The following is a 23,465-nucleotide window of genomic DNA, read 5'->3' on the forward strand; positions in this document are numbered from 1 at the left end:
CACGCTGCATCGGGCCGCTGGTCTAGCAGCCCGATGCGCGCACTGCTCGGCCGTCTGTTGAATCGCCTGCGCGTCGCCAGACAGACGGGCGCGGCTGTCGCGAGTGGGGGGCAGGCCGCCGCCGTCCAGGCACAGCCCCGCATCGAAGCCGGCTCCACGCTGCACGCCATGGCCAGCCTGGACCCGGTGGCGGCAGCCTCCTTTGCCGATGCCTTCGCGGTGGAGATCGAGCATGCCATCGCGCGCTGCTCGCTCGGCCAGGCCGCCACCAGCCGGCAGCAGGCGCTGGAGCAGATCCATGCGTTGAAGAACACGATCTCGCTGACCGGCTCGCAGCAACTGCTCAGGGCCTGCGACCAGCTGCGCCGCGACGTGGAGCGCGACGCCCTGAGCGACACGCTTGCGCACCGCTTCACCGCGGTGGCGACCGCCGCTGGTCTACTGGTCAGGCACTACCGGCGCACCCTTCCCCTCGACGACGCGGAACCTCATGCGTAGTACTTCCCATCGCGCTGCGCCCGGCCTGATTCCGGCGGCCAGGCAGTTGCGCAACGACAGGCTCGTGCAGCTGCTCGAGTCGTTCCTGGAATACCGGGCCTGCGTGGGCCGCGTGATCGTGCAGACCATCGTGATGCTGTGGTGCCTGGGCTGGCTGTACGGGCCGCAACCGGTGCTGGTGAAAGACGCGCACAACGTCTTTCTCACCGCGGTGCTGCTGTGGGTGGTGGCGGTGGCATGGATGGTGGTGGTGCGCAGCAAACGCATTGCGCCGGGCGAATGGATGGATGCCTTCGGCTTTGCGATGAGCCTGCTGTTCATCGGCATCCAGACCTCGCAGGCCTTCATCCTGCTGATGTCGTTGAACGCATTCCTGCCCTTCATCACCATCGCTGCCGTAGCGCGCTACGGGCAGCGCGCGATGGTCCCGGTGCTGCTGAGCACCTTCGTGCTGATGCTGCTGACCGCGCCCACCGGCTACTGGCTGTCGCGGCCGGCGTACTTTGTGTATGCGGTGGCGCTCAGCATGGTGCTGCCGTTCCTGGTGGCCCGCATCGTGATTGCGATGCAGGAAGTGGCGCTGCAGGCGCTGGCCTCGCGCGATGCGCAAAGCCGCTTCATCAGCACCATGAACCACGAACTGCGCACGCCGTTGAATGCGGTCATCAATTGCGCGCAGCTGATCGACACCCAGAGCATGCCGGCCGACCAGCGCGACCTGATGCAGGCGGTGACGGTCAACGCCACGGCGCTGCGCCATCGCGTCAACGAGGTGCTGGACGTGGCCAGCATCGACGGTGGACGGCTGCAGCTGCACAGCAAGCCAGTGAGCCTGCTGGACGTGCTGACCACGGTCAAGGCGGTGTGCGCGACCGCCGCGTCCACCAAGGGCGTGTCGCTGGGCGTGCGCCTGGAGGCTGCGCAGCCGCCGCACGTGCTGGGCGACGAGGGCCGCATCGAGCAGGTGATCAGCAACCTGGTCATCAACGCGATCAAGTTCACTCCGACCGGCGGCGCGGTCGAGCTGCTGGTAGAGGCCACCCTGGCGCACGAGCGCTGGACCATCGAGGTGACCGTCACCGATACCGGCATCGGCGTGCCCGACGACAAGAAGGCCTACATCTTCACGCCGTTCACCCAGCTCAGCACCGGCTTCAATCGCGTCGAGGGCGGTGTGGGGCTGGGCTTGTACATCGCCTTGTCGGTGTCCGATGCGATGGGCGGCAGCCTGACGGTGAGCGACAACCCCGCCGGTGGCAGCATCTTCCGCTGGATCTTCGAATTGCCTGCCACCGCCGCCGAGGGCAGCCGCACGCTGGACCTGCGCGATGCGCTGGCGCAGCACGCGCAGACGGTGCCATCGTTGCACTGCCTGGTGTTCGAGGACCTGGATACCAACCGCCTGGTGATCGGCAACCTGCTGACCCGCGCCGGGCATCGCGTGAGTTTCCATGTCGATGGCACCGATGCGGTGCAACGCATCGCACAGGCCGCACCCGACATCGTGTTTCTGGATCTGCACATGCCCGGCACCTCCGGCTGGGATGCGCTGGGGCAGGCACGCGATGCGATTGCCACGCTGCCGCCGATCATCGTGCTGACTGCCGACACGCGTACCGACTCGATGCGCGAGGCATCCGCTGCCGGCGTCGCCGGATACCTGTCCAAACCGATCAACGCGCACGAACTGCTCGCGCTGCTTGCCCGCCATGCCCACCGACCACCGCACTGAACTGAAACCGGGCAATGCGGCGCGCCGGCACTGGCGCACCGCCGCGCAGGCGCGCACGCCGCTGGCGCTGCTCTACCTGCACGGGTTTTCCGCAAGCCCGGGCGAAGCCGGCACGCTACCCGAGCAGATGGCCGATGCGCTGCAGGCCAACTGCTACGTGCACCGCTGGCCCCGGCACGGGCACAGCGCAGCGGACGCGATGCACGGGCTCACCACAGCGGCGTTGCAGGCTTCGGCGGTGGAGGCGCTTGCGCAGGCGCAACGCATGGGCGAGCGGGTGGCGATCGTGGGCTCGTCGATGGGCGGCACGCTGGGCCTGTGGCTGGCCGCACAGCATCCGGCGCACATCGCGGCCGTGGTCGCCTGGTCGCCCGGCGTGCAGCCTGCCAACCCGGGATTTCTCGACCGGCTATGCGCTGCGGAGGTGCCGGTGACCGACCCGTACCCGCGCACGGCGGCGGCACTGGCGTATTGGTCGGACACCATCCACCCGGACGGTTTTCGTGCATTGCGCGGCCTGTTCCACGCGGTGACCGCTGCGCCGCCGTGGCCGCAGGTGCGCTGCCCGGTGTTGCTTGGCTATTACCGCGCGCCCAACGGCGACGAAGATCAGATCGCCTCGGTGCCGGCAATGCTGGCCATGTTCGAGGCGTTGGGCACGCCGCCTTCGCACAAGCAGGCGATGGCATTCGATGCGGGCGCGCATGCGATCGGGTCGCCGCACAAGACGCCGCTGGCCGACCACGTCGCACAGGTGTCGGTGGAATTTCTGCGTACACAGGTCGGCGCACCTCCCGGCGATGCGAAGCATGGCGAGGCCAGCAGCGCAAGCAAACGTTGATCTTCGCGCATGCGCTGGAGCATTGCCGCCCGCAACGGCGCTTGCGTCTGCCGGGTCGTTCGCCGTGGGTGGATGCGCCGCTGCGTCCACAGCGATCGCATACACTGGCGCGCCATCACGCCGCCGCCACGATGACCACCATGCCTGCCACGACCGATCCGTTGACCGCCACGCGCACGTGGATCGAACGCGCAGTGATCGGCCTGAACCTGTGCCCGTTCGCCAAGGCGGTATACGTCAAGGAGCAGGTGCGGCTGGTGCTCAGCGATGCCAGCACGCCCGAGGCGTTGCTGGAGCAACTGGCCGAGGAGCTGGTGCTGCTGCGCGATACGCCGGCCGAGCAGATCGACACCACGCTGATCGTGCACCCGGACGTGCTCAGCGATTTCCTGGACTACAACGACTTTCTCGACAATGCCGACGCGGCGGTGGAAGCGCTGGACCTGCAAGGTGTCCTGCAGGTTGCCAGCTTCCACCCCGACTACCAGTTTGCAGGCGCTGCGCCGGACGACGTGGCCAATTACACCAACCGCTCGCCCTTCCCCACCCTGCACCTGCTGCGCGAAGACAGCGTGGAGCGTGCGGTGGCCGCGTTCCCGGATCCGGACGTCATCGTCGAGCGCAACATCCAGACGCTGGAACGGCTGGGCCACGCTGGCTGGGAACGCGTCTTGAACGGCGCCGAGCACTGAGCCTGCAACGCGCCGCGCGCGCCGGCTTGCAGCAGAGCCGAGCGCGCGCGGTGCCGTTCGGCAACTGTTGAGCGCAAGGCGGCGCGAGCGCATCGTGCGCGCCGGTGCACGCGGTGTTGCTACGACGCTGACAGCGTGCGCGCTACAGTGACGCCTTCTTTCGCACGGTGCGCATGCCATGGCCCTGACTCCCGGCGTTTCCGCATGGAACCCCTCACCCCTGCAGGACCGCGTGGTCGTGATCACCGGCGGTGCGCAAGGCATTGGGCGCGGCATTGCGCAGGCAGTGCTCGGTGCCGGCGGCACGGTGGTGATCGGCGATCTCGACGCCGAGGCCGGAAAGGCCTGCCTGCAGGAATGGGCGCTGCCGCGACGCAGCGCCTTCGTGCGCTGCGATGCCGCGCGCGAGACGCAGGCGGCGCGCTTGATCGCCACCGCGCTCAGACGCTTCGGCAGGCTCGATGGCCTGGTCAACAACGCCGGCGTCCCCGATCCGCACATCGCGCCCTTGCCGCAATTGGCATGGGACGAGTGGAACCGGCGTCTTGCGAGTCTGCACGGCGCGTTTCTGTGCAGCAAACAGGCACTGCCCGCGTTGGCCCAGGCCGAGGGCGGCGGCGCGATCGTCAACATCGCCTCTACCCGCGCCTGGCAGTCGGAACCGCATAGCGAGGCCTATGCCGCCGCCAAGGGCGGCCTGGTTGCCTTTACCCATGCGCTGGCGCTGAGCGAGGGCCCGCAGGTACGCGTCAACAGCATCAGCCCGGGCTGGATCAGTACCGATGCCTGGCGCGCACCGCAGCGCCGGCGTGCGCCCAAGCTGTCGCGACGCGACCATGCGCAGCATCCGGCCGGACGCGTGGGGACCCCGCAAGATATCGCGCAGCTGGCGGTGTACCTGCTGTCGCCGCCGCTGTCCGGATTTGTCACCGGGCAGGATTTCGTCGTCGACGGCGGCATGTCGCGCAAGATGCAGTACGTGTGAGTGCGTACCGCTGATGCGACCCTGATGCGTGTCCGCGCGCTCCCGCCATCCGGCGATCAGCCCGCCAGCTGCGCTTCCAGCAGGTGCTGCGCATCGCTTAGCGAGGGCAGGATGCGATGACCGAGCGCGCGCACGTCGGCATCGGGTTCGAGCAGGTCCGGGATCTGGATCGGCGTCATGCCGGCCGCCAGGGCGGCGCGCACGCCGGTGGGCGAGTCTTCCAGCACCAGACACCGCGCAGGGTCCACGTCCAGCGTGCGCGCGGCCAGCAGGTAGATGTCCGGCGCCGACTTGGGATGTTGCACGTCGCTGGCGGTGCACACCGCTGCGAAGCGCCACAACAGGTCCGCAGCCTCCAGCTTGCGCAAGGCCAGCGGGCGTTGGGTGGACGTGGCCACCGCACGCGGCAGCCCTTGCGCCGCCAGATACTCCAGCAGCGCGATGATGCCGGGCCGGTGCGGGATACCGCGTTCCACCGCAGCGTCATACAACGGCTGGGCGCGCGCCAGCAGGTGCTCGGCAGCGGCATCGCCGACGCGTTCGCCAAGCAGGCGGCGGCACGTCGCATCGCCCGTGCCCACCATGCGCAGCCAGAAGGCCGGCTCGATCTGCAGCCCCTGCGCATCGGCCGCCTGTGCCAGGCAGGCGGTGATGGCGCGCTCGCTGTCGAGCATCAGGCCATCCATATCGAAGATCACCGCCTGCGGACGGAACGGCGGCGGTGCGACCGCCGTCATGCAGATGCTCCACGGCCGAACAATACCTCCAGATCGCTCGCCTCCAGCGCGCGCCACTGCCCGGACGGCAGCGCGTCCAGCCCCAACCCGCCGATGCGGCTGCGATGCAGCGCCACAACGTGATTGCCGGCGGCGGCAAACATGCGCCGCACTTGGTGATAGCGGCCCTCGTGCAGGGTCAGGCGTGCCTGGCGGGGGCCGAGCACTTCCAGTTCGGCCGGCAGCAATGGCTTGGTTTCGCCTTCCAGCAGCAAGGTGCCACTGGCAAACAGCGCGGCTTCGTCGCCACGTAGGTCCCCGGCCAGCGTGATCTCGTAGACCTTGTCCAGCGCGGACTTGGGCGAAATGATCCGGTGCAGCAGCGCGCCGTCGTCGGTCATCAGCAACAGGCCGCTGGTTTCCCGGTCCAGCCGCCCCACCGGCGCCAGCACCGGCGCGCGCGAGCGGAAGCGTGGCGGCAGCAGTTCGTAGATCAGCCGGCCGGTGTCCTTGGTCGAGCAGGTGTAACCGCTGGGTTTATGCAGCAACAGGCTGAAACCCGGGGGCGGATCGAGCGGCTCGCCATCGATGCGGATGGCGTCGTGTTCCACCTGGTCGTCGGCGTACAGCACCTCGCCCTGCGCGTCGGTGACCGCGCCTTGGCGGAACAGCTGGGTCACCTGCTTGCGGCTGCCGTAGCCGAGATTGGCGATGTGCTTGACCAGCTTCATACGCGCGCTCCGCGTCCACGGGTGGCGGCGATCAGCTTGAAGCCGTCGCGCTCGGCAGCCACGCGCACCTGCCCGAAGCTGTCGTTGAGCACCTGTTCGTAGGGCAGATGGCGGTTGGCCACCAGCAACAGCTGCCCGCCCGGGCGCAGCGCCTGCGCGGCCACGGCAATGAAGCGCTGTCCGATATCCGGGCGATCGGCACGGGACGGCGTGTGGAACGGTGGATTGCTGACGATGAAGTCGTACTGCGCCTCCAGCCCGGCGGTGACATCGCGCCAGTGATAGTGCAACTGCGCCGGATGCGCGAGGTCCTGCAGGTTGCGCTGCGCCAGCTGCAGCGCACGCGCTTCGGCTTCATACACATCCAGCGCAGTGACCTTGGGGCAGCGTGCCAGCACCTCGGCCGAGAGATACCCGAACCCGGCGCCCAGATCGGCGCCATGCCCGGCCAGGGTGGCGGGCAGGTGCTCGACCAGCAACGCCGATGCCGGGTCGATGCGATCCCAGGCAAACACTCCCGGGCGGCTGACAAAACGTCCGCCCAGGATCTTGCGTGGCGCATCCAGCGCCGCCCAACGCGCCTGCAGCGCCGCATCGGTCTCGGCAGGCAGCGGCGCAGTCCAGTAGGTGCGGCAGTGATGCTTGGTCAGGCTGCCGGCCAGGCCGGTGAGCTGGCGCAGATCGGCTTCGCCCGAGCGCGCGCCCTCGTTGTTGGACTGGCAGGCGACCACGCGGCCGCCGGGCGCGGTCAGGGCCACCGCACGCGCGAACAGCGCACGCGCTTCGTCGCGCTGGCGCGGCGGCAGCACCAGCACCAGGGCATAACGGGTGATGTCGGCCTCGATCTGGCTTTCTTCGCGCACGCTCCAGCCGCTGCGCTCCAGCGCCTGGGCAAACGGACGAAAGCTCTGCTCGCAGATCAACGCCTCAGCGGTGGCATGTTCGCGCAGCGGAAAGCCGTCGCGTGCGCGCAGAAACAACACCGGGCCTTGCGGCCATGGCAGCGCGCCCTGGGCAAAAGGCAGGAACAGGGCTTGAAGCGGGGCATCGGGCGGGCCAGCCATCGGATCATCGGGTCGGGAACAGGCCTCCATTGTAAGGGACCGGTGCCGCCCGCCCGCCGCGCTCGACGCGGGGTTGCCTGCGTGTGTGCGTCGCCGCCACGCGCCTTCCAATGTGTATACGGACTATTGATGCGCACGCAACATCCGCCCGCCTAGGCTGGAATCCAAGCCCACACCGGAGAGACGCGATGCGAGCCTTGTTCGTAGGGGGAGTTGTCGACAACAGCGAAATGGATCTGGACGACACACCACCACCGATGCATTACCCCGAAAACACCGGCGCCGGCCGTCCCCGCTACCGGCTGCACCAGGTAGGTGAGCGCGAAGACGGCACCGTGGCGTATGCGGTCTACGGCGCTCCGGAAATGGCCGACGAAGAGATCAATCGCATCACCGAAGAGCGCGACTACGCACGCCGCTTCAGTGCCACGCCCGAAGCGCCACGCTAGCCCACAATGGTGCCGCACGTGCTTTCACGTTGCTCCGTGAAGAGCGCTCGAAGCGTGCAATGCCAATTGATATCGTCAGGCATGCAGGCGACTCGAACACACATTCGATAGCTTGCCGCATTCATGGGCAAGCTCAAGCAATAGACGTCGAGCAACGCATGTAGAGCCAACCAGACCGGGCAGCCGCCCGGTTTTTTTGTCAATCGATGCGTCAGCGCGTCTTCGGTGTCACACGCCAGATCACGTTGCCCACGTCATCGGCCACCAGCAGCGCACCGCTGTTGTCGGGCGCCACGCCGACCGGGCGCCCCTGGGCGTTGCCTTCGGCATCCAGAAAGCCATCCAGCACCGTGATCGGCGTCCCGCTGGGCTTGCCGTTGGCAAACGGCACGAACAGCACCTTGTAGCCACTGGGCGGGTCGCGGTTCCACGAGCCGTGCTGCCCGATGAAGGCGCCCTGGCGGAAGCGTTCCGGCAGCAGCGTGCCGCTGGCAAAGCTCAGGCCGAGCGATGCGGTATGGGGGCCCAGCGCATAGTCCGGCTTGATCGCCTTGGCCACCAGCTCGGCATTCTGCGGTTCGACCCGCTCGTCCACGTGCTGGCCGTAATAGCTGTATGGCCAGCCATAGAAGCCGCCATCGCGCACCGAGGTCAGGTAATCCGGCACCAGGTCGCTGCCGATCTCATCGCGCTCGTTCACCACCACCCACAGCGCCTTACTCTGCGGCTCCCAGGCCGTGCCCACCGGGTTGCGCAGGCCGCTGGCAAAGACGCGGCTGTTGCCTGTGGCCGGGTCGATCTCCAGGATCGCGGCGCGATTGAGCTCGGCCTCCATCCCGTTTTCGGCCACGTTGCTGTTGGAGCCCACGCCCACGTACAGCTTGCTGCCATCCGGGCTGGCCAGCAGCGACTTGGTCCAGTGATGGTTGAGCCCGCCCGGCAGATTGGCCACGAACGTGGGCTTGGCGGTGATATGCGTGTCGCCCGGCGTATACGGAAAGCTCACCAGTGCATCGGCATTGGCCACATAGAAGCGGTCACCGACCAGGGCCATGCCGAATGGCGAGAACAGCCCGCTGATGAATTGGGTGCGCACCTCGGCCACGCCGTCGCCATCGGCGTCGCGCAACAAGGTGATGCGGTTGGCGCTGGACACCACCGCACCGGCCTTCTTCATCACCGCACCCTGCACCTTCTTGCGTAGCCCGCCGCCACTCTCGGCGTTTTCAGGCTTGGGCGGTTGCGCGGTCTCGGCGACCAGCACGTCGCCGTTGGGCAGCACATACACCCAGCGCGGGTGATCGAGATCGCGCGCGAACGCATTGACCTGCAGATCGTCGGCAGCGATCGGCTTGGCCGTGGCGGCCCAGCGCTTGACCGGCGCCACCTTCACCGTGGGGATCAGGCGTTTGACCGGCTCGGGCAATTGCGGGTTCGGGCCGGTGCCCTGTTCGATGGCAAGGGTGGCGGTGTCACCACAGCCGGCCAGGACGGCGACCGCCATCAGCGATAGCGGCCAGCGAATGCGAGAGGGCAGAAAGGCTGTCATTGCAGACGATTCCTGAACGGTTGCGGCAATCGGACATCATGCCGGCAACACGCCAGAGAGAAGTAAACACATCGTCAACACGTTGCCTTCACGGCATGACTTGCGGATCGGCCCCCAGGGGCAGCGGATGCACGGCCACGATGCGATCCATCCAGATCCACTGCGGCTCCTGCGAGGCGTCCAACTGGTCCAGGCGCAGTTGCCCGTTGAGCCCTTCATTGTCGTTGTCGTCGAGATAGGTCTGGATGCTGGGGCGCACCGCAACCGTGCCGCTCAGCATGCTGCCGTCGTCCAGTTCGATCCGCACCCGCTCCTGCCCATCGAGCAAGGACACCCAATGCTCCAGCGTGGCGATCTGCACCTGTTCGGAATACACGTGTGGGGCGTACTTTGGCATTGCGATTTCTCCATCAACGGAGCTCCTCACGCTAGGCCAGGCAGCGTGAAAGACACAGCAAACGCCTCGATGTCACGGTGAGCACGCCTGCACGGCGTTGCCAGCCTGCAGGCATGCAGGTAATGGGCACCACGCGATGAGCGATCGGCGGCAGGGCGCATCGCCGATCGTGCCAGCACTTGCGAGCATGGCACTGCGCGGCGTTGCCGCCGCGCCACGCGTCATTCCACCGCTTCGCGCGCGGCGCGCACTGCGGTGACCAGTTGCGCCACGCTGTACGGCTTGGCCAGATGCTCCTGAAACCCGGATTCCAGCGCGCGCTTGCGGTCGTCATCGCGCGCCAGCGCAGTCACCGCAACCGCCGGCAGGGCATTGGCATCCAAGCCCAGGTTGTCGCGCACGGTGCGGATCAATCCGTAGCCATCCATGCCGGGCATGCCGATGTCGGTCAGCATCACATCGAAGCGCGCATGGCCGCGGTGGTCGATCAATGCCAGCGCATCGGTGGCGCTGCCGGCGGTAACCACTTCGGCGCCCTGCTCTTCGAGCAGACGGCGCAGGTAATCGAGCATGTCGGGCTGGTCTTCGACCGCCAACAGGCGCAGGCCGTTGAGCGCACGCGCCTCGACGATCTGTTCGGACATCAGGCGGCGGCGCAGTTCGCGCCGCGGGCGCTTGGCCTGGTCGGGAACATGCTCGGGCAAGCGCACGGTGAACGTGGCGCCCTTGCCACGGCCGCCGCTGGTGGCGCCGACCTGGCCGCCATGCATTTCCACCAGCTGCTGCACGATCGCCAGGCCCAGCCCCAGGCCACCATGCTGACGGGTGGTGGTGCCATCGGCCTGGCGGAAGCGGCCAAACAGGTGCGGCAGGAATTCGGCGGCGATGCCATCGCCCGAATCGCGCACCGCCACCAGCAGGTGGCCGTCGTCGCGCTCGATGGTGACATCGATCCGGCCATGGGCCGGGGTGAACTTGATGGCATTGGAGAGCAGGTTCCACAGCACCTGCTGCAGCCGTGTGGCATCGCCCAGCACCAGGCACGGCGTTGGCGGCACGTGCAGCTCCAGCACCTGGTCCTTGCCTTCGGCGGCCAGTTCCTGGGTATTCAGGGCCTCGCGCACCTGCTCGGCCAGATCCAGCGATTCGACTTCCAGCTGCACCTTGCCCAGCAGCATGCTGCTGAGGTCGAGCATGTCCGAGATCAGCCGCTTCTGCGCGCGTGCGCTGCTGGCGATCACCGACAGACCCTTGAAGTTGGGGTGGCCTTCTTCGACCCGTTGCAGCAGCAGTTCGCTCCAGCCCAGGATGGTGGTCAGCGGCGTGCGCAGTTCATGCGACAGCGTGGCCAGGAACTCGTCCTTCAGCCGCGCCATGCTCTCGGCTTCGTTGCGCGCGCTGCGCTCTGACTCCAGCAATTGCTCGCGGGCCAGTTCGATTTCGCGCTGCTCGGTCACGTCCGGGCTGCTGCCGGCCAGACCGATGAACCGACCATCGGCCGAATAGCGCGGGGTGGCGGTCATTTCGATCCAGCGCCACTGCCCGTCGTGGCGGCGCGCACGCACCAGGGCGCGCAGGCCGTGTTGTTCTTCCAGTGCGGCCGATAATTCGAACTGGAAAATCGGCAGGTCGTCCGGATGCAGCAACTCGCTCCAGGCCGACACGGTGCCGCTGGAAATGTCCAGGCCGAAGAACTCGCCGTAGGCGCTGTTGACGAAACGCACCACGCCCTGCGCATCCAGCACCCAGACCGGCATCGGCAGGCCGTCGGCCAGCGCACTGAAACGCGCCTCGCTTTCGGCCAGTTCGCGCTCCACGCGCTTGCGTTCGGTGATGTCCATGAACAACACCGCCACCCGCGCCTGCTCCGGTTGCCCCACCCGGAATGCGTCCACCGAATACCAGCGACGCAAGGCCTTGGCCTGCATCTCGAAGTGGATGCGGTTGCCGGTGCGGGCAACCTGCCCATAGCGGTCAAACCATTCCTGCTCATGCTCGGGCAGCATGTTGCGGATGGACACGTTGAGCGCGTTGGAAAGACCGGTGTAGCGCTCGAAGGCGCCATTGGTCATGCGGATCAGGTAATCGACGGCCTGATCGCCCTCGAACACCATGTCGATGACGCAGAAGCCGGCATCGATGTTGTGGAAGATCTCGTGGTACATCGCCGGATCGAGAAACGGCTCGGCAATGGCGGCGGGCAGGCCGGCGCTCGGATCGAGGCTGCTCGGATCGAGACTGGGGGGCGAAGGACGCAAATCGGGGGCCACGGGTGCTGCCAGTGCGGATGACGGACAGATGAAACCATGCCCTATGTCGTCAGCGGGTGCACGGGCGGACCCAGGCGATCACGTCTCCGTCGCATGTCGGTCACCCCCGGCGGGCATTCACCACAGGGTTGCCGCCGCCAAAGCGATGCAGGCGGTGATCAGCACGATGCCGGCAATCACGCCGCGGAACACCCATTCGCCCTCGCGGCGTAGCTGTTCGTCCATCCAGCGCTGCGCTTCCTCGCGCCAGGCCGTGGAGCGCGCATAGTCGGCATCGAGCAGCAACAGGCGCACGCGCGACAACCCAAGCGCGGCACATTCGCTGCGGCAGCGCTGACTGAAGCCGTCCTCACCGCTGGCGACCTGCGCGCCAAGCGGCAGCTCCAGTTCGAGTTCATGCCTGGACATAACGGGGACGCTCCTGGTCAAGCTCGTGTTCCAGCGCCATGCGCGCCAGCTGGGTGTAGTTGGCACGTGGCCCCTGCCCGCGACCGGTGAGCATTCCCTGGTAATCCAGGTCCTGCCAGACCCGCCCGGTCCATTCCACACAGTCTTCGGCGATCACCAGCATCAGCGAATAGCGATACTCCAGCCCGTTGGCAGCGGTGTAGGCGTAGACCGGCGGAAATTGCACCGCCACATCGACCTGGCGTGACAGCCCGGCCAGATGCTCGCGCAGGACATCGCGCGGGTCGGCACCCGGTTCCAGGCGCAGCGTGCGCGTGGCCAGATCCAGATCCACATCGCTTTGCAGCGCGACGAAGGCGGCGGCCCCGGTGGCGGGGTTGTGGCCGTGCTGTTTTGCCCAGTCGATGAACTGCAGGCGCACGTCCGCCGGCATATGCGCCGGCGCCGAAGAAACTGACTTTGTGCGGAAAGAGTGGGTGTCCATGGCGCCGATCTTCCGGGCTGTGCCGTGAAGCGTGGGCGCAGGCGCAGTGAACCCGCCGTCATGGCCGCCACGGCGCGGATTAACCGTGCGGCAATGCCGTGGCGGCCCCGGGCGCAGCGCGCGTTGCGGGCGCTCTTGCGCACCCCCACACTGCCTGCACGCCCGGTACGCGACGTACCTACCGCTTGGAGGCTTTCCATGAAACTTTCCAGTGTTTCCGGCGCCGGCCTGTTGCTGGCAGGACTGCTCGCAGCGACCGGTGTGCAGGCCCGCGTACGCAACGTCACCGACCCGCAGGCGCCGCGCGCGCTGAGCAGCGACGGCAAGGTGGATGTGCGCTGGACCGACCCGGCCGAATTTTCCGAAGTGCGCTTCAGCGGCAATCGCTGGGAGGCGCAGCGCGGTGACTGGGTGACCCAGCTGGCCACCCACTTCCAGCAGAGCGCCGCACGCCAGCTGCCCGACGGCCAGCACCTGAGCGTGACCATCACCGACATCCGCCGCGCCGGCCAGTACGAGCCGTGGCACGGCCCGCGCATGCAGGACGTCCGCGTGGTGAAGGACATCTACCCGCCGCGCTTGAGTTTTAGCTACACGCTGACCGGGGCCGATGGCCGGGTGATCGACCAGGGCGAACGCAAGCTGGTGGATTCGGCCTTCCTGATGAGCGGCCCGCGGCTGACCGACAGCGACCCGCTGCGCTTCGAGAAAGCCATGATCGACGACTGGCTGCGTAAACAGTTTCGTAGCGATCGCAGTACGGCCGGGTTGTGATGGTTTGGCGCGGATATCGCCGCCAAACCAGCTAGGCCTCGAAGGGTAACGGCGCGTGGCAACGCGCCGTTTTTGGTTATGGACGCGCGACAACAGTGACGCATCCCCAACGCGAGATTTGCGTCCTAAAGCCCGCTCTCTGCGGGACGAGAAGGCATGACTTTCGCGCCACAGGCGCGTGTGCCTTGGAGCGCCTGTGGCGCAAGCGCAGGCCGGGGGCGGAGCGAGGGTTGGGGTGAGATACGTTGCGAAGCCATCGTGGCGTTCCAACCGCACGAGGCTGCGCCCGTACCCTCATCCGCCCCTTCGGGGCACCTTCTCCCAGCGGGAGAAGGGAAGAACGCCGCAGCTACCGATCACGCCCCTCTTCCGCCGGGAGAGGGGTTGGGGTGAGGGTACGGCGCGAAGCCCACTTGCCGCTCAAACCGCATGAGGCTGCGCCCGTACCCTCATCCGCCCCTTCGGGGCACCTTCTCCCGATGGGAGAAGGGAAGAACGCCGCAGCTACCGATCACGCCCCTCTCCCGCCGGGAGAGGGGTTGGGGTGAGGGTACGGGGCAAAGCCCACTTGCCACTCCAACCGCACGAGGCTGCGCCCGTACCCTCATCCGCCCCTTCGGGGCACCTTCTCCCGATGGGAGAAGGGAAGAACGCCGCAGCTACCGATCACGCCCCTCTCCCGCCGGAGAGGGGCTGGGGTGAGGGTATGGGGCGTAGCCCACTTGCCGCTCCAACCGCACGAGGCTTCACCCGTACCCTCGTCCGCCCCTTACGGGGCACCTTCTCCCCCATGAAGGGGACACTGTCCCGGCGGAGGAAGGGAATGCATCTATGCTGAAATTTTGCCCACCGCCGCCTCACCCGCATACACCCGCGGCACGCGCTTGAGCCCGCACAGCAGCTGATACGCACTGACGTTGCATTGCGCGGCCAGCGGGCTGACCTGGGGTGCATCGCCCCACAACTGCACCAGCGCGCCGATCCCGGCCTGCGGGTGATCGGTGAGGTCCACCGTCAACATGTCCATCGAAACGCGCCCGATCAATGGGCAGACCTGGCCGTCCACCAGCACCGGGGTGCCGTTGGGCGCGAATTGTGGGTAGCCGTCGGCATAGCCCATTGCGACCACACCCACGCGTGTCGGCCGTTCGGCGACAAAGCGCGCGCCATATCCCACCGGTTCGCCAGCGGGCAGCTCGCGCACCGAGATGATGCGCGAGCGCAGCGTCATCACCGGGCGCAGTTGCGCGGTGCTGTCGGTGTCCTGCGGGAACGGGTTGGCGCCGTACAACATCAGGCCCGGGCGCGACCAGTCGTTGCGCAGCGCCGGCCAGCCGAGCAGGCCGGGCGAATTGCGGATGCTGGTTTCCGCGCGCATGCCGCCGGCGGTCAGTGCGAACGCCACGGCCTGTTCGTCGGTACGGCTGCAGTCCAGTTCGTCCGCGCGCGCCAGATGCGTCATCAACACCAGCGAAGCGATCTGCGGCAACCCGCGCAGGCGTAGCCAGGCGGCGCGGAAATCGTCCGGCGACAGGCCCAGCCGGTGCATGCCGCTGTCCATCTTCAACCAGACACGCAATGGGCGCGGGCTCTGGAACTCGGCCAGTGCGCGTACCTGCTGCGGGGTGGCCGCCACCGTCCACAGGTCGTGCTCGGCGATCAGGCGCAACTCGTCGTGTTCGAAGAAGCCTTCCAGCAGCAGGATCGGTGCGCGGATACCGGCCTGGCGCAGTTCCAGCGCTTCTTCGATGCAGGCCACTGCGAAACCGTCGGCCTCCGGCTCAAGCGCCTGCGCGCAGCGCACTGCGCCATGCCCATAGGCGTCGGCCTTGACCACCGCCAGCGCCTTGCTGCCGCCCAGGCGCTTGGCCAGGCGGTAGTTGTGGCGCAGCGCATCCAGATCGATTGACGCTTGCGCAGGACGCACTACGCGGCCTCCCGCTGCGGGCGCGCGCTGCGCGGCGACAGGTAACGGAACACGTCCAGGCCCTCGGTATCGATCTCCGGCGTGCGGCCCTGCATCAGGTCGGCCAGGTAGCGCCCGGAACCGCAGGCCATGGTCCAGCCCAGGGTGCCGTGGCCGGTGTTGAGGAACAGGTTGACGAACGGCGTGGCGCCCACCACCGGGGTGCCATCCGGGGTGGCCGGGCGCAGGCCGGTCCAGAACTCGGCCTGGGCCAGGTCGCCGCCGCCGGGGAACAGGTCGTTGACAACCATTTCCAGGGTGGCGCGACGGCGCGGATTCAACGACAGATCGAAGCCGGCCACCTCGGCCATGCCGCCGACGCGGATGCGGTCGTCGAAGCGGGTCAGCGCGATCTTGTAGCTCTCGTCCAGCACCGTGGAGGTCGGCGCGCGCTGCGCATCGACGATCGGGATGGTCAGCGAGTAGCCCTTGAGCGGGTACACCGGCAGATGCAGGCCGAGCGAGAGCAGCAGATCGGCCGAATAGCTGCCCAGCGCCAGCACGTAGCGGTCGGCGGTTTCGATGCGGCCGTCGATCTGTACGCCGGTGACCTGGCCGCCGGCGTGCTCCAGGCGCTCGATCTGCTGCCCGTAGCGGAAGGTGACACCCGCCTGCGCAGCCAGTTCGGCCAGCCGCTGGGTGAACAGGCGGCAGTCGCCGGTCTGGTCTTCGGGCAGGCGCAACGCGCCGGCCATCTGCGCGCCGCCGCCGGCCAGGCCGGGTTCGAATTGCGCGATCTGGGCCGGGCTCAGCAGCTCATACGGCACGCCGTACTGGGCCAGCACTTCGATGTCCTGGGCAGCGGCGTCCAGTTGCTGCTGCGTGCGGAACAACTGGGTGGTCCCCAGCTGGCGGCCCTCGAATTCGATACCGGTCTCGGCGCGCAATGCGTTGAGGCAATCGCGGCTGTAGTCGGACATGCGCACCATGCGCGCCTTGTTCACCGCATAGCGCTCGGCGGTGCAGTTGCGCAGCATCTGGCTCAGCCACGCCAGCTGGCGCAGATCGCGGGTGGGGCGGATCGACAGCGGCGCATGCTGCTCGAACAGCCACTTCATCGCCTTGCCGGGCACGCCGGGCGCGGCCCACGGCGAGGTGTAGCCGAACGACAGCTGGCCGGCGTTGGCGTAACTGGTCTCCAGCGCCGCCGCTGGCTGGCGGTCGACCACGGTCACGTCGCAACCGGCCTGCGCCAGGTACCACGCACTGGTCACGCCGATGACGCCGCTACCGAGAATGAGCACCCGCATGTCGTTCTCCTGAAAAGGGTATTCCCCCACAACAAGACACGAGAGGGACAGTTAGCCGCAGTATATTGCGAGGCAGGCAGTGCCATTTCTGGAATCGGCACGCCTTTGTAGTGAAACTTCCTGCCAAACCCTGCCGAGACAGACCCCATGACCACCCGCACCCGCGAGCTGGACAAGATCGACCGCAAGATCCTGCGCATCCTGCAGCAGGAGGGCCGCATTTCCTTCACCGAACTGGGCGAGCGGGTGGGCCTGTCGACCACGCCCTGCACCGAGCGTGTGCGCCGGCTGGAGCGCGACGGCGCCATCACCGGCTACTACGCACGGCTGGACCCGCACTATCTCAAAGCCAGCCTGCTGGTGTTCGTGGAGATCAGCCTGGCCTACAAATCCGGCGACATCTTCGAAGAATTCCGCCGCGCCGCGCTGAAGCTGCCCAATGTGCTGGAGTGCCACCTGGTCTCCGGCGACTTCGACTACCTGCTCAAGGCGCGCATCAGCGAAATGGCCTCCTACCGCAAGCTGCTCGGCAGCACCTTGCTGACCTTGCCGCACGTGCGCGAGTCCAAGAGCTACATCGTGATGGAGGAGGTCAAGGAGACGCTGGCGTTGCCGATTGCCGATTGAATTGGGAATTGGGAATTGGGGGTGTGCGGGCTGCAAAACAACGCCTGCTGCATGGCAGGCAATTTCAAAAGCGCCGGGGCTGGGTGGCAAGTCGGTCGCTATGGGCGGTGTCTGTGCAGTGCGAGCGCTATTGTCAGCGCACAACGCGCATGCCGTCGCCTGCCGGTACTGCGTCGTAGTAGCGGCCGGTCTTGGTATCCAGCACCCGATTTGCACCGGCCGGCTGCATGCCCTGCAGCAAGCGGCCATTGCGGTCGTAGACCATCGGCGTCGTCGGCGACACCTGGCTGCCGGCAGGCGCCACCGGTGTCTGCGCCGGACCACGGGTGGGGATGCTCGGCGCGACCGGGCGCTGCCCCAGCTGCGAGGGCACGGGAGCGGTCGAGTTAGCCGGCTGTAGCGCGCGCGGGGGCGTCACAGTGGGCTGAACCGGTGTCGGCGTGGTGATGGGCTGCAACGTGTTGGACGAACGCGTGGTGGTGGCCGACTGCGCCACCGCCGCGCCGGCCATCACCAGCAGACCGCAGAACAGCAGGCCGCGCGTTGAGGAATGGATCGCCATGACAGGCACCGTGATTGATCGGGAGTGGTTAATCGATGGGGGCGCGGCCAGGCGGCAGCAATGCACGCAACCGGCCGGGGGATGAACGCTTTCGTCAGGTCGTTGCACTGCGAAGACGCCAGTCTCCCCGCCGGGACGTTGTCCTCCTTCATGTGGGAGAAGGTAGCGCGCAGCGCCGGATGAGGTACGGGCGCAGCCTCGGGCTCTCCAGCGCATGCGTGACTTGCTCGAACACGTCAACCGGTTGAACCACCCGCGCAGCGCCCACATCACTGGGGCAGGCGTCGGCACCCCGCCGGCGAGCGCATGCGAGAGCCTCATGAGCCAGTTCGATCTGACCCCTCCCTCCCCCGCCCAGCGCGACGCCCTGATCGCCGGGCTCAGCGATGAGGAACAGCGCGTGCTGCTGCACCATGGTACCGAAGCGCCGTTTTGCGGGGTCTTTCTGGACAACAAGCTGGACGGGGTCTACACCTGCCGCCTGTGCGGGCTGCCGTTGTTCCGCTCCAGCGCCAAGTTCGACTCCGGCACCGGCTGGCCGAGCTTCTTCGCGCCCTACGACACCGCCCATGTGCGCGAGATCCGCGACACCAGCTACGGCATGATCCGCACCGAGATCGTCTGCGCGCGCTGCGACAGCCACCTGGGCCACGTGTTCCCGGACGGCCCGCCGCCGACCGGCGAACGGCACTGTCTCAACTCGGTCTCGCTGGGCTTCACCGAGGACGGCCAGGCACTGCCCAACCCGTTGCACCGCGATGGCGCTGAGGCGCAGCCGGCCTGAGGCCAGACCAAGTGCCGGTCGGCGGCGGCGCCCATGCGTGGCGCTGATCTGGCACCCACTGACGTCGCAGGGCACCATGCGCAGCGCCAGATCCTTTAAGCACTGGCCACACTATGTCCCAACCGTCGCCACGCCGGCGACGGCCCGATCCAGGCAGGAGTACGCAGATGCACACGTCCTCGACCCTGATGCTCGCCGTAGTGCTGGCCGCCGCCCTGGCCAGCTGCACCGCAGGCGATCGCTCTGCTGACACCACACCTGCAACCGCGACGGACTCACCGCCCATCGCAACCGCAGGCCCGAACGACAGCCCGCCGCCGATGGCCACCGACGCCAGCGTGACCGGCCCGCTGCCCCATGCCGGCCATCCGGGGCCGGCCACGCCGCCACCCGCGCCGACCCAGGCGCCGGATACCGTGGCCTGGCGCTGCGGCGAGCGCGCCATCACCACCCGCTTCGAGCCCGCCACCGATGCCCTGCGGCTGACCCTGGACGGCCGTGCGCTGACCCTGCTCAGTGCCCAGGCCGCCTCCGGCGCGCGGTTTGCCGACGCCCACGGCAACCAGTTCTGGGAGCATGCCGGCGAGGCGACGCTGTCGCTGGCAGGCGGCGATGCGGTCAAATGCGTGCATGAGGCCGCAACCACGATCGGCTGACGGTCCAGGCACAGCGCACGCGTTGTCGACGCCCGCGGCAACCGGTTCCGGGAGCATGCCGGCGAGGCGACGCTGCCGCTGGCAGGCGGCGATGCGGTCAAATGCGTGCATGAGGCCGCAACCGCGATCGGCTGACGGTCCAGGCACGGCGCACGGTTTGCCGACGCCCGCGGCAACCGGTTCCGGGAACATGCCGGCGAGGCAACGCTGTCGCTGGCAGGCGGCGATGCGGTCAACTGCGTGCATGAGACCGCAATGACAATCGGCTGATTGTTCAGTCACAGCGCACATCTTCACGCCGTGCGCTTCAAGAATCCGCCGCGCAAGCCGAAACCACTAGCACTCCCAGATTGCTTTCGGCTTCGCCATGCTCATCATCGTTGGCTTCATCGTCGTCATCGTCAGCGTCCTCGGCGGCTATGTGCTGTCGCACGGAAAGCTGGGTGCGTTGTGGCAGCCGTACGAGCTGATGATCATCGGCGGCGCGGCCCTGGGCGCGTTCCTGGTCAGTACGCCGGGCAAGATCGTCAAGGAAACGCTGACCGGCGTGCTGGGCGTGTTCAAGGGCCCGCAGTACAAGTCAGACGACTACAAGGACACCCTGAGCCTGATCTACGAGCTGCTGAACAAGGCCCGTCGCGACGGCTTCATGGCGCTGGAAGACCACGTCGAAAAGCCGCAGGACAGCACCATCTTCGGCAATTACCCCAAGGTGGTGGCCGACCATCACCTGCTGGACTTCATCACCGACTGCCTGCGCCTGATGATCGGCAGCAACATCGAGCCGCACGAACTGGAACCGCTGCTCGAACTGGAACTGGAAAAGCACCACCACGAGGCCCTGGCGCCGGCGCATGCGCTGAGCAAGGTGTCCGACGGCCTGCCCGGCTTCGGCATCGTGGCGGCAGTGCTCGGCATCGTGATCACCATGGGCTCGATCGGCGGGCCGATCGAAGAGATCGGCCACCACGTCGGCGCCGCGCTGGTGGGCACCTTCCTGGGCATCCTGCTGGCGTACGGCTTCGTGTCGCCGTTGTCGGCGGCGATGGAAGCGCGTGCCGAGCAGGACGGGCGCATCTACGAGGCGGTCAAGACCGCGCTGCTGGCCTGCCTGCGCGGCTACAACCCCAAGATTGCGCTGGAATTTGCGCGCAAGACCCTGCCCTCCAACGTGCGTCCGAGCTTCGGCGATTTCGAAACGCACCTGAAGACGATCAAGTAGGACCGCGGTCATGGCCGAGGGCAAATCCACCGTCGTCATCCGACGGGTCAAGAAGGTGCAGGGCGGCGGCCATCACGGCGGCGCCTGGAAAGTGGCGTTCGCCGACTTCGTAACCGCGATGATGGCCTTCTTCCTGGTGCTGTGGCTGATGGCCGCCACCACCAAGGAGCAACGCGCGGCGATCTCCGAATACTTCCGCAACCCCAGCCCGCTGTCCGGCAAGTCGCCGGCGCCCTCGCCGGGCATGAATGGCCCTGGCGGCGCCAGCACCTCGATGATCAAGCTCGGCGGCACCGCCGACATGGCCAAGGGGCAGAAGGACGAAATGGGCCGCAAGCGCGACAACGCGGCCGACACCGACGTGGACAGCCGCGCCAAGGACAAGCGGCGCCTGGAAGCGTTGATGCAGGACCTCAAAGAGGCCATCGACAAGAGCCAGGCGCTGGAGCCGTTCAAGGACCAGTTGTTGCTGGATCTCACGCCCGATGGCCTGCGCATCCAGATCGTGGACAAGCAGAACCGCCCGATGTTCGATATCGGCCGCGACCAGCTCAAGCCGTACACGGTGGACATCCTGCGCGAGCTGTCCAGCTTCATCAATCAGGTGCCCAACCACATCAGCATCACCGGTCACACCGACACCACCGCCTACAGCAGCGATGCCGGCTACACCAACTGGGAACTCAGCGCCGACCGTGCCAATGCCGCACGCCGCGCGCTGGTGGGCGGTGGCATGGCCGATGCCAAGGTGACCCGCGTGGTGGGGTTGTCGTCCTCGGTGCTGTTCGACAAGACCGACCCGCAGAACCCGATCAACCGCCGCATCAGCATCGTGGTGATGACCCAGGACGCCGAAGAAGCGGCGCTGGCCGGCGCCGGCCAGGGCGTGGCGCTGGGCAAGCCCGTCCATGACGCCGACACCCAGGTGCCCGACCTCAGCGGCGCCGCTGCCACCGGTACCGCGACGGTGGGTGCACCGGCCAGTGGCCCCACGCTGGGCGCTACGGTGCCAGCGGCTGCGGCTGCGACAGGCTCCGCGGCTGCGCCAGGCGCCGCCGGCGGCTCGCCCGCGCCCCTGCCGGGCACCGCCTCCGCACGCCCGGCGGCACCGCGCGTGTCCACCAGCGCTCAGGTCGCCTCGGCCGCCGCACTCGCCAAGGCCGCCGAAGCCGCCGTGGCAGCGCCGCGCGTGGCGGTCGAAGCGCATTGATTGCGAGGCCGGGGTTGGAGTTCCAGATGCATGCCCGGTCTGCTTGACTGACCTATCGCTGCCAGCGGTGTCGTCGAGCCGGTGATCTGCGGCTGACGTGCCTGGACGGCGGCATGCTCTGGTTGCCCGTCCACCAGACGTGCCTTGCCGAATCCATCGGCAACGCGGCGAACCCGATCTCCACGCCTGCTGCGGGGCCGGCGATGGGGAGGTCTGGCGCACGCGACGTCTTCCCTGCAGGCCAGGCTGGCGCCCTGCCACCGGCCTGGCAGGTGCGGCGCTTGCCGGACCATGGGCGCTGCTGCCCGCCTCATCCAGGCTCGCGGCGAGCGAGGATTGCCGCGGCATCACGATCGACACTGTGATCGACAGCAGGCGGGGGCCGCCTGCGCCTGGTCACCCAAAGCCGGCTGCTCATCGCATCGTGCGGCGCACGCTCTAGAATGGCCGGCCATTCCCAGCGTCGAGAACACCGTGTCCCGTAATTCCAAGGCCAAGCGCGACAAGCGCAAGAAGCAGCAACCCAAGCGCCCCTTCGCCCGTCTGGGCCAGGCACCCCAGGTCAGCAACCATGCCGTGCTGCAGGATGCCGACGGCCGCGTGGTCGCGGCGATCGGTCTGCAAGGTGGCAGCGAGTGGATGCTGTCGATCGGCGGCCAGACCATGGGCAGCGCCGACAACCCGGTGCCGATGCTGGCCATGCTCAAGCACCTGGCCAACCTGCAGGAAGCCGAAGGCAAGACCATCTCGCTGGAATATTCGACCCAGCTGCAGCAGATGATCGACGACCTGGCCGCCGACGAAGGCCAGACCGCCGAGGAATACCTGACCAAGCTGGTGTCCGAGTTCCAGAACGCCGATGCGGATGAAGACGGCGATGAAGACGCCGACGACGCCGATGCAACACCTGCGGCCGACGGCGATGACGCTGCCGAAGATGCCGCGACGGCCGAAGACGACAGCACTGCAGACGAGGCGACCAGCGACGAGGCCGCCGACGCCGTCGCGGACGATGCCGACAGCGAGAGCGCCGGCAAGAAGCCGAAGAAGTCCAAGAAGCAGGACTGACCCGGCAGATGGCCGTCTACGTCGACGATGCGGTGCACCTGTGGCGCGACCAGCGCTGGGCGCACCTGCTCGGCGATACGCTGGACGAGCTGCATGCCATGGCGGCGCGGCTGGGCATTCCCCGCCGCGCCTTCCAGAACAAACTCAGCGGCGCGCACTACGACGTGCCCGCCCCGCTGCGCGCAGAGGCGATCGCCCTGGGCGCCATTCCCATTTCCCGCCACACCGACCGCGTCCTGCTCAAGGCCTTGATCGCCAATGCGCGTGCGCAGGCGCGGGGCGAGGCGCCTTGAGGCGGGGATTTGGGATTGGTGATTCGGGATTGGCAACGTCGGCGGCCGCGGCCTGACTGGCGGCGTGCCTGCACCATGACGGCACTCCCTTGCAGGAGCGCGCCCGAGCGCGAGGCGCTGTCCCGGTAACGCCCGATCGCGCGCAAGCGCGCTCCTACGTGGTAACCGCGGGACCGCGGACAATGCATGCCCGCCAGACCCTACCTGCCCACGCGCTTGGCGTGCTTCCGCCGGCAA

Annotated in this window: 25 protein-coding genes; 14 read left to right on the forward strand and 11 right to left on the reverse strand. The window is 67.6% G+C overall.

Going from position 1 to position 23,465, the window contains the following annotated elements:
• Positions 1–33 precede the first annotated feature (33 nt).
• The 5 genes from XnspCFBP7698_RS18785 to XnspCFBP7698_RS18805 all read left to right on the forward strand — a co-directional run bounded on the left by XnspCFBP7698_RS18785 (position 34) and on the right by XnspCFBP7698_RS18805 (position 4,748).
• Positions 34–498: a hypothetical protein gene (locus XnspCFBP7698_RS18785; RefSeq protein WP_104579470.1), complete on the forward strand. Its 465-nt coding sequence runs from the start codon at positions 34–36 to the stop codon at positions 496–498.
• On the forward strand, positions 491–2,230 hold the full coding sequence (locus XnspCFBP7698_RS18790; protein WP_047693903.1) for an ATP-binding protein: 1,740 nt from the start codon (positions 491–493) through the stop codon (positions 2,228–2,230). Before XnspCFBP7698_RS18785 ends, XnspCFBP7698_RS18790 begins: the two co-directional genes overlap by 8 nt.
• Positions 2,208–3,071 carry an alpha/beta fold hydrolase gene (locus XnspCFBP7698_RS18795; RefSeq protein WP_104579471.1) on the forward strand — a complete coding sequence of 288 codons (864 nt, stop codon included), beginning with the start codon at positions 2,208–2,210 and terminating at the stop codon, positions 3,069–3,071. The genes XnspCFBP7698_RS18790 and XnspCFBP7698_RS18795 overlap by 23 nt, the downstream gene beginning before the upstream one ends.
• A gap of 131 nt (positions 3,072–3,202) precedes the next feature.
• Positions 3,203–3,763, forward strand: coding sequence for a DUF1415 domain-containing protein (locus tag XnspCFBP7698_RS18800; RefSeq protein ID WP_104579723.1), 561 nt, complete (start codon positions 3,203–3,205; stop codon positions 3,761–3,763).
• A 178-nt stretch (positions 3,764–3,941) separates the two neighbouring features.
• Complete coding sequence (locus XnspCFBP7698_RS18805; protein WP_104579472.1) at positions 3,942–4,748, forward strand: SDR family oxidoreductase; 807 nt, start codon at positions 3,942–3,944, stop codon at positions 4,746–4,748.
• A gap of 56 nt (positions 4,749–4,804) precedes the next feature.
• Here XnspCFBP7698_RS18805 and XnspCFBP7698_RS18810 read toward each other — a convergent pair whose 3' ends face one another.
• Genes XnspCFBP7698_RS18810 through XnspCFBP7698_RS18820 form a run of 3 tightly spaced genes read right to left on the reverse strand, consistent with a single transcriptional unit; the run spans position 4,805 to position 7,259 of the window.
• Positions 4,805–5,485, reverse strand: coding sequence for an HAD family phosphatase (locus XnspCFBP7698_RS18810; protein ID WP_104579473.1), 681 nt, complete (start codon positions 5,483–5,485; stop codon positions 4,805–4,807).
• Positions 5,482–6,195: a pseudouridine synthase gene (locus XnspCFBP7698_RS18815; RefSeq protein ID WP_104579474.1), complete on the reverse strand. Its 714-nt coding sequence runs from the start codon at positions 6,193–6,195 to the stop codon at positions 5,482–5,484. The genes XnspCFBP7698_RS18810 and XnspCFBP7698_RS18815 overlap by 4 nt, the downstream gene beginning before the upstream one ends.
• On the reverse strand, positions 6,192–7,259 hold the full coding sequence (locus tag XnspCFBP7698_RS18820; protein WP_047693908.1) for a class I SAM-dependent methyltransferase: 1,068 nt from the start codon (positions 7,257–7,259) through the stop codon (positions 6,192–6,194). The genes XnspCFBP7698_RS18815 and XnspCFBP7698_RS18820 overlap by 4 nt, the downstream gene beginning before the upstream one ends.
• A 188-nt stretch (positions 7,260–7,447) precedes the next feature.
• Between XnspCFBP7698_RS18820 and XnspCFBP7698_RS18825 the strand changes: the two genes are divergently transcribed.
• On the forward strand, positions 7,448–7,708 hold the full coding sequence (locus tag XnspCFBP7698_RS18825; RefSeq protein ID WP_081422346.1) for a hypothetical protein: 261 nt from the start codon (positions 7,448–7,450) through the stop codon (positions 7,706–7,708).
• Between the two features lie 211 nt (positions 7,709–7,919).
• On the opposite strand, the gene XnspCFBP7698_RS18830 is transcribed toward XnspCFBP7698_RS18825, so the two are convergent.
• From XnspCFBP7698_RS18830 to XnspCFBP7698_RS18850, 5 genes are all read right to left on the reverse strand, one after another.
• Entirely contained in the window at positions 7,920–9,257 is a 1,338-nt protein-coding gene (locus XnspCFBP7698_RS18830) for a sorbosone dehydrogenase family protein (protein WP_047693910.1), read from the reverse strand.
• Between the two features lie 88 nt (positions 9,258–9,345).
• The gene (locus tag XnspCFBP7698_RS18835) at positions 9,346–9,654 is read right to left on the reverse strand and encodes a DUF3247 family protein (protein ID WP_039414184.1); all 309 of its coding nucleotides are present in this window, start codon (positions 9,652–9,654) and stop codon (positions 9,346–9,348) included.
• 221 nt (positions 9,655–9,875) lie between these two features.
• On the reverse strand, positions 9,876–11,819 hold the full coding sequence (locus tag XnspCFBP7698_RS18840; RefSeq protein ID WP_123137680.1) for a PAS domain-containing sensor histidine kinase: 1,944 nt from the start codon (positions 11,817–11,819) through the stop codon (positions 9,876–9,878).
• Between the two features lie 222 nt (positions 11,820–12,041).
• On the reverse strand, positions 12,042–12,332 hold the full coding sequence (locus tag XnspCFBP7698_RS18845; protein WP_047693911.1) for a hypothetical protein: 291 nt from the start codon (positions 12,330–12,332) through the stop codon (positions 12,042–12,044).
• Positions 12,319–12,765, reverse strand: coding sequence for a hypothetical protein (locus XnspCFBP7698_RS18850; protein WP_047693912.1), 447 nt, complete (start codon positions 12,763–12,765; stop codon positions 12,319–12,321). Before XnspCFBP7698_RS18850 ends, XnspCFBP7698_RS18845 begins: the two co-directional genes overlap by 14 nt.
• A gap of 249 nt (positions 12,766–13,014) precedes the next feature.
• Here XnspCFBP7698_RS18850 and XnspCFBP7698_RS18855 point away from each other — a divergent pair, with 249 nt between their 5' ends.
• Positions 13,015–13,590: a DUF3016 domain-containing protein gene (locus XnspCFBP7698_RS18855; protein ID WP_104579475.1), complete on the forward strand. Its 576-nt coding sequence runs from the start codon at positions 13,015–13,017 to the stop codon at positions 13,588–13,590.
• A gap of 829 nt (positions 13,591–14,419) precedes the next feature.
• Here the strand turns inward: XnspCFBP7698_RS18855 and alr are convergent.
• Positions 14,420–15,517, reverse strand: coding sequence for an alanine racemase (gene alr, locus XnspCFBP7698_RS18860; protein WP_104579476.1), 1,098 nt, complete (start codon positions 15,515–15,517; stop codon positions 14,420–14,422).
• Positions 15,517–16,806 (reverse strand): D-amino acid dehydrogenase, encoded by a 1,290-nt coding sequence (locus XnspCFBP7698_RS18865; RefSeq protein WP_104579477.1) that lies wholly within the window; start codon positions 16,804–16,806, stop codon positions 15,517–15,519. The genes alr and XnspCFBP7698_RS18865 overlap by 1 nt, the downstream gene beginning before the upstream one ends.
• Before the next feature lie 147 nt (positions 16,807–16,953).
• Here XnspCFBP7698_RS18865 and XnspCFBP7698_RS18870 point away from each other — a divergent pair, with 147 nt between their 5' ends.
• Entirely contained in the window at positions 16,954–17,433 is a 480-nt protein-coding gene (locus tag XnspCFBP7698_RS18870; protein ID WP_047693916.1) for an Lrp/AsnC ligand binding domain-containing protein, read from the forward strand.
• A 133-nt stretch (positions 17,434–17,566) separates the two neighbouring features.
• On the opposite strand, the gene XnspCFBP7698_RS18875 is transcribed toward XnspCFBP7698_RS18870, so the two are convergent.
• Entirely contained in the window at positions 17,567–17,995 is a 429-nt protein-coding gene (locus tag XnspCFBP7698_RS18875) for a hypothetical protein (protein ID WP_104579478.1), read from the reverse strand.
• Positions 17,996–18,314: 319 nt separating this feature from the next.
• Here XnspCFBP7698_RS18875 and msrB point away from each other — a divergent pair, with 319 nt between their 5' ends.
• The 6 genes from msrB to XnspCFBP7698_RS18905 all read left to right on the forward strand — a co-directional run bounded on the left by msrB (position 18,315) and on the right by XnspCFBP7698_RS18905 (position 23,228).
• Positions 18,315–18,779, forward strand: a complete 465-nt coding sequence (msrB, locus tag XnspCFBP7698_RS18880) for a peptide-methionine (R)-S-oxide reductase MsrB (RefSeq protein ID WP_104579479.1) — start codon at positions 18,315–18,317, stop codon at positions 18,777–18,779.
• 167 nt (positions 18,780–18,946) lie between these two features.
• Positions 18,947–19,435, forward strand: coding sequence for an MliC family protein (locus XnspCFBP7698_RS18885; protein WP_104579480.1), 489 nt, complete (start codon positions 18,947–18,949; stop codon positions 19,433–19,435).
• Positions 19,436–19,802: 367 nt separating this feature from the next.
• Complete coding sequence (gene motA / locus XnspCFBP7698_RS18890) at positions 19,803–20,657, forward strand: flagellar motor stator protein MotA (protein ID WP_039405757.1); 855 nt, start codon at positions 19,803–19,805, stop codon at positions 20,655–20,657.
• A gap of 10 nt (positions 20,658–20,667) precedes the next feature.
• Positions 20,668–21,867 carry a flagellar motor protein MotB gene (gene motB, locus XnspCFBP7698_RS18895; RefSeq protein WP_104579481.1) on the forward strand — a complete coding sequence of 400 codons (1,200 nt, stop codon included), beginning with the start codon at positions 20,668–20,670 and terminating at the stop codon, positions 21,865–21,867.
• 474 nt (positions 21,868–22,341) lie between these two features.
• Entirely contained in the window at positions 22,342–22,935 is a 594-nt protein-coding gene (locus XnspCFBP7698_RS18900; protein ID WP_104579482.1) for a hypothetical protein, read from the forward strand.
• Positions 22,936–22,943: 8 nt separating this feature from the next.
• On the forward strand, positions 22,944–23,228 hold the full coding sequence (locus XnspCFBP7698_RS18905; protein WP_104579483.1) for a DUF4031 domain-containing protein: 285 nt from the start codon (positions 22,944–22,946) through the stop codon (positions 23,226–23,228).
• Positions 23,229–23,465: the final 237 nt, after the last annotated feature.

The sequence above is a fragment of the Xanthomonas sp. CFBP 7698 genome, assembly GCF_003600855.1.
Taxonomy (GTDB): domain Bacteria; phylum Pseudomonadota; class Gammaproteobacteria; order Xanthomonadales; family Xanthomonadaceae; genus Xanthomonas; species Xanthomonas cannabis.

Excerpts from the sequence above, each read along its gene's own strand:
- XnspCFBP7698_RS18785 (WP_104579470.1), top strand. The coding sequence starts at position 34 with ATGCGCGCACTGCTCGGCCGTCTGTTGAATCGCCTGCGCGTCGCCAGA.
- XnspCFBP7698_RS18790 (WP_047693903.1), top strand. The coding sequence starts at position 491 with ATGCGTAGTACTTCCCATCGCGCTGCGCCCGGCCTGATTCCGGCGGCC.
- XnspCFBP7698_RS18795 (WP_104579471.1), top strand. The coding sequence starts at position 2,208 with ATGCCCACCGACCACCGCACTGAACTGAAACCGGGCAATGCGGCGCGC.
- XnspCFBP7698_RS18800 (WP_104579723.1), top strand. The coding sequence starts at position 3,203 with ATGACCACCATGCCTGCCACGACCGATCCGTTGACCGCCACGCGCACG.
- XnspCFBP7698_RS18805 (WP_104579472.1), top strand. The coding sequence starts at position 3,942 with ATGGCCCTGACTCCCGGCGTTTCCGCATGGAACCCCTCACCCCTGCAG.
- XnspCFBP7698_RS18810 (WP_104579473.1), bottom strand. The coding sequence starts at position 5,485 with ATGACGGCGGTCGCACCGCCGCCGTTCCGTCCGCAGGCGGTGATCTTC.
- XnspCFBP7698_RS18815 (WP_104579474.1), bottom strand. The coding sequence starts at position 6,195 with ATGAAGCTGGTCAAGCACATCGCCAATCTCGGCTACGGCAGCCGCAAG.
- XnspCFBP7698_RS18820 (WP_047693908.1), bottom strand. The coding sequence starts at position 7,259 with ATGGCTGGCCCGCCCGATGCCCCGCTTCAAGCCCTGTTCCTGCCTTTT.
- XnspCFBP7698_RS18825 (WP_081422346.1), top strand. The coding sequence starts at position 7,448 with ATGCGAGCCTTGTTCGTAGGGGGAGTTGTCGACAACAGCGAAATGGAT.
- XnspCFBP7698_RS18830 (WP_047693910.1), bottom strand. The coding sequence starts at position 9,257 with ATGACAGCCTTTCTGCCCTCTCGCATTCGCTGGCCGCTATCGCTGATG.
- XnspCFBP7698_RS18835 (WP_039414184.1), bottom strand. The coding sequence starts at position 9,654 with ATGCCAAAGTACGCCCCACACGTGTATTCCGAACAGGTGCAGATCGCC.
- XnspCFBP7698_RS18840 (WP_123137680.1), bottom strand. The coding sequence starts at position 11,819 with ATGTACCACGAGATCTTCCACAACATCGATGCCGGCTTCTGCGTCATC.
- XnspCFBP7698_RS18845 (WP_047693911.1), bottom strand. The coding sequence starts at position 12,332 with ATGTCCAGGCATGAACTCGAACTGGAGCTGCCGCTTGGCGCGCAGGTC.
- XnspCFBP7698_RS18850 (WP_047693912.1), bottom strand. The coding sequence starts at position 12,765 with ATGCCGGCGGACGTGCGCCTGCAGTTCATCGACTGGGCAAAACAGCAC.
- XnspCFBP7698_RS18855 (WP_104579475.1), top strand. The coding sequence starts at position 13,015 with ATGAAACTTTCCAGTGTTTCCGGCGCCGGCCTGTTGCTGGCAGGACTG.
- XnspCFBP7698_RS18865 (WP_104579477.1), bottom strand. The coding sequence starts at position 16,806 with ATGCGGGTGCTCATTCTCGGTAGCGGCGTCATCGGCGTGACCAGTGCG.
- XnspCFBP7698_RS18870 (WP_047693916.1), top strand. The coding sequence starts at position 16,954 with ATGACCACCCGCACCCGCGAGCTGGACAAGATCGACCGCAAGATCCTG.
- XnspCFBP7698_RS18875 (WP_104579478.1), bottom strand. The coding sequence starts at position 17,995 with ATGGCGATCCATTCCTCAACGCGCGGCCTGCTGTTCTGCGGTCTGCTG.
- msrB (WP_104579479.1), top strand. The coding sequence starts at position 18,315 with ATGAGCCAGTTCGATCTGACCCCTCCCTCCCCCGCCCAGCGCGACGCC.
- XnspCFBP7698_RS18885 (WP_104579480.1), top strand. The coding sequence starts at position 18,947 with ATGCACACGTCCTCGACCCTGATGCTCGCCGTAGTGCTGGCCGCCGCC.
- motA (WP_039405757.1), top strand. The coding sequence starts at position 19,803 with ATGCTCATCATCGTTGGCTTCATCGTCGTCATCGTCAGCGTCCTCGGC.
- motB (WP_104579481.1), top strand. The coding sequence starts at position 20,668 with ATGGCCGAGGGCAAATCCACCGTCGTCATCCGACGGGTCAAGAAGGTG.
- XnspCFBP7698_RS18905 (WP_104579483.1), top strand. The coding sequence starts at position 22,944 with ATGGCCGTCTACGTCGACGATGCGGTGCACCTGTGGCGCGACCAGCGC.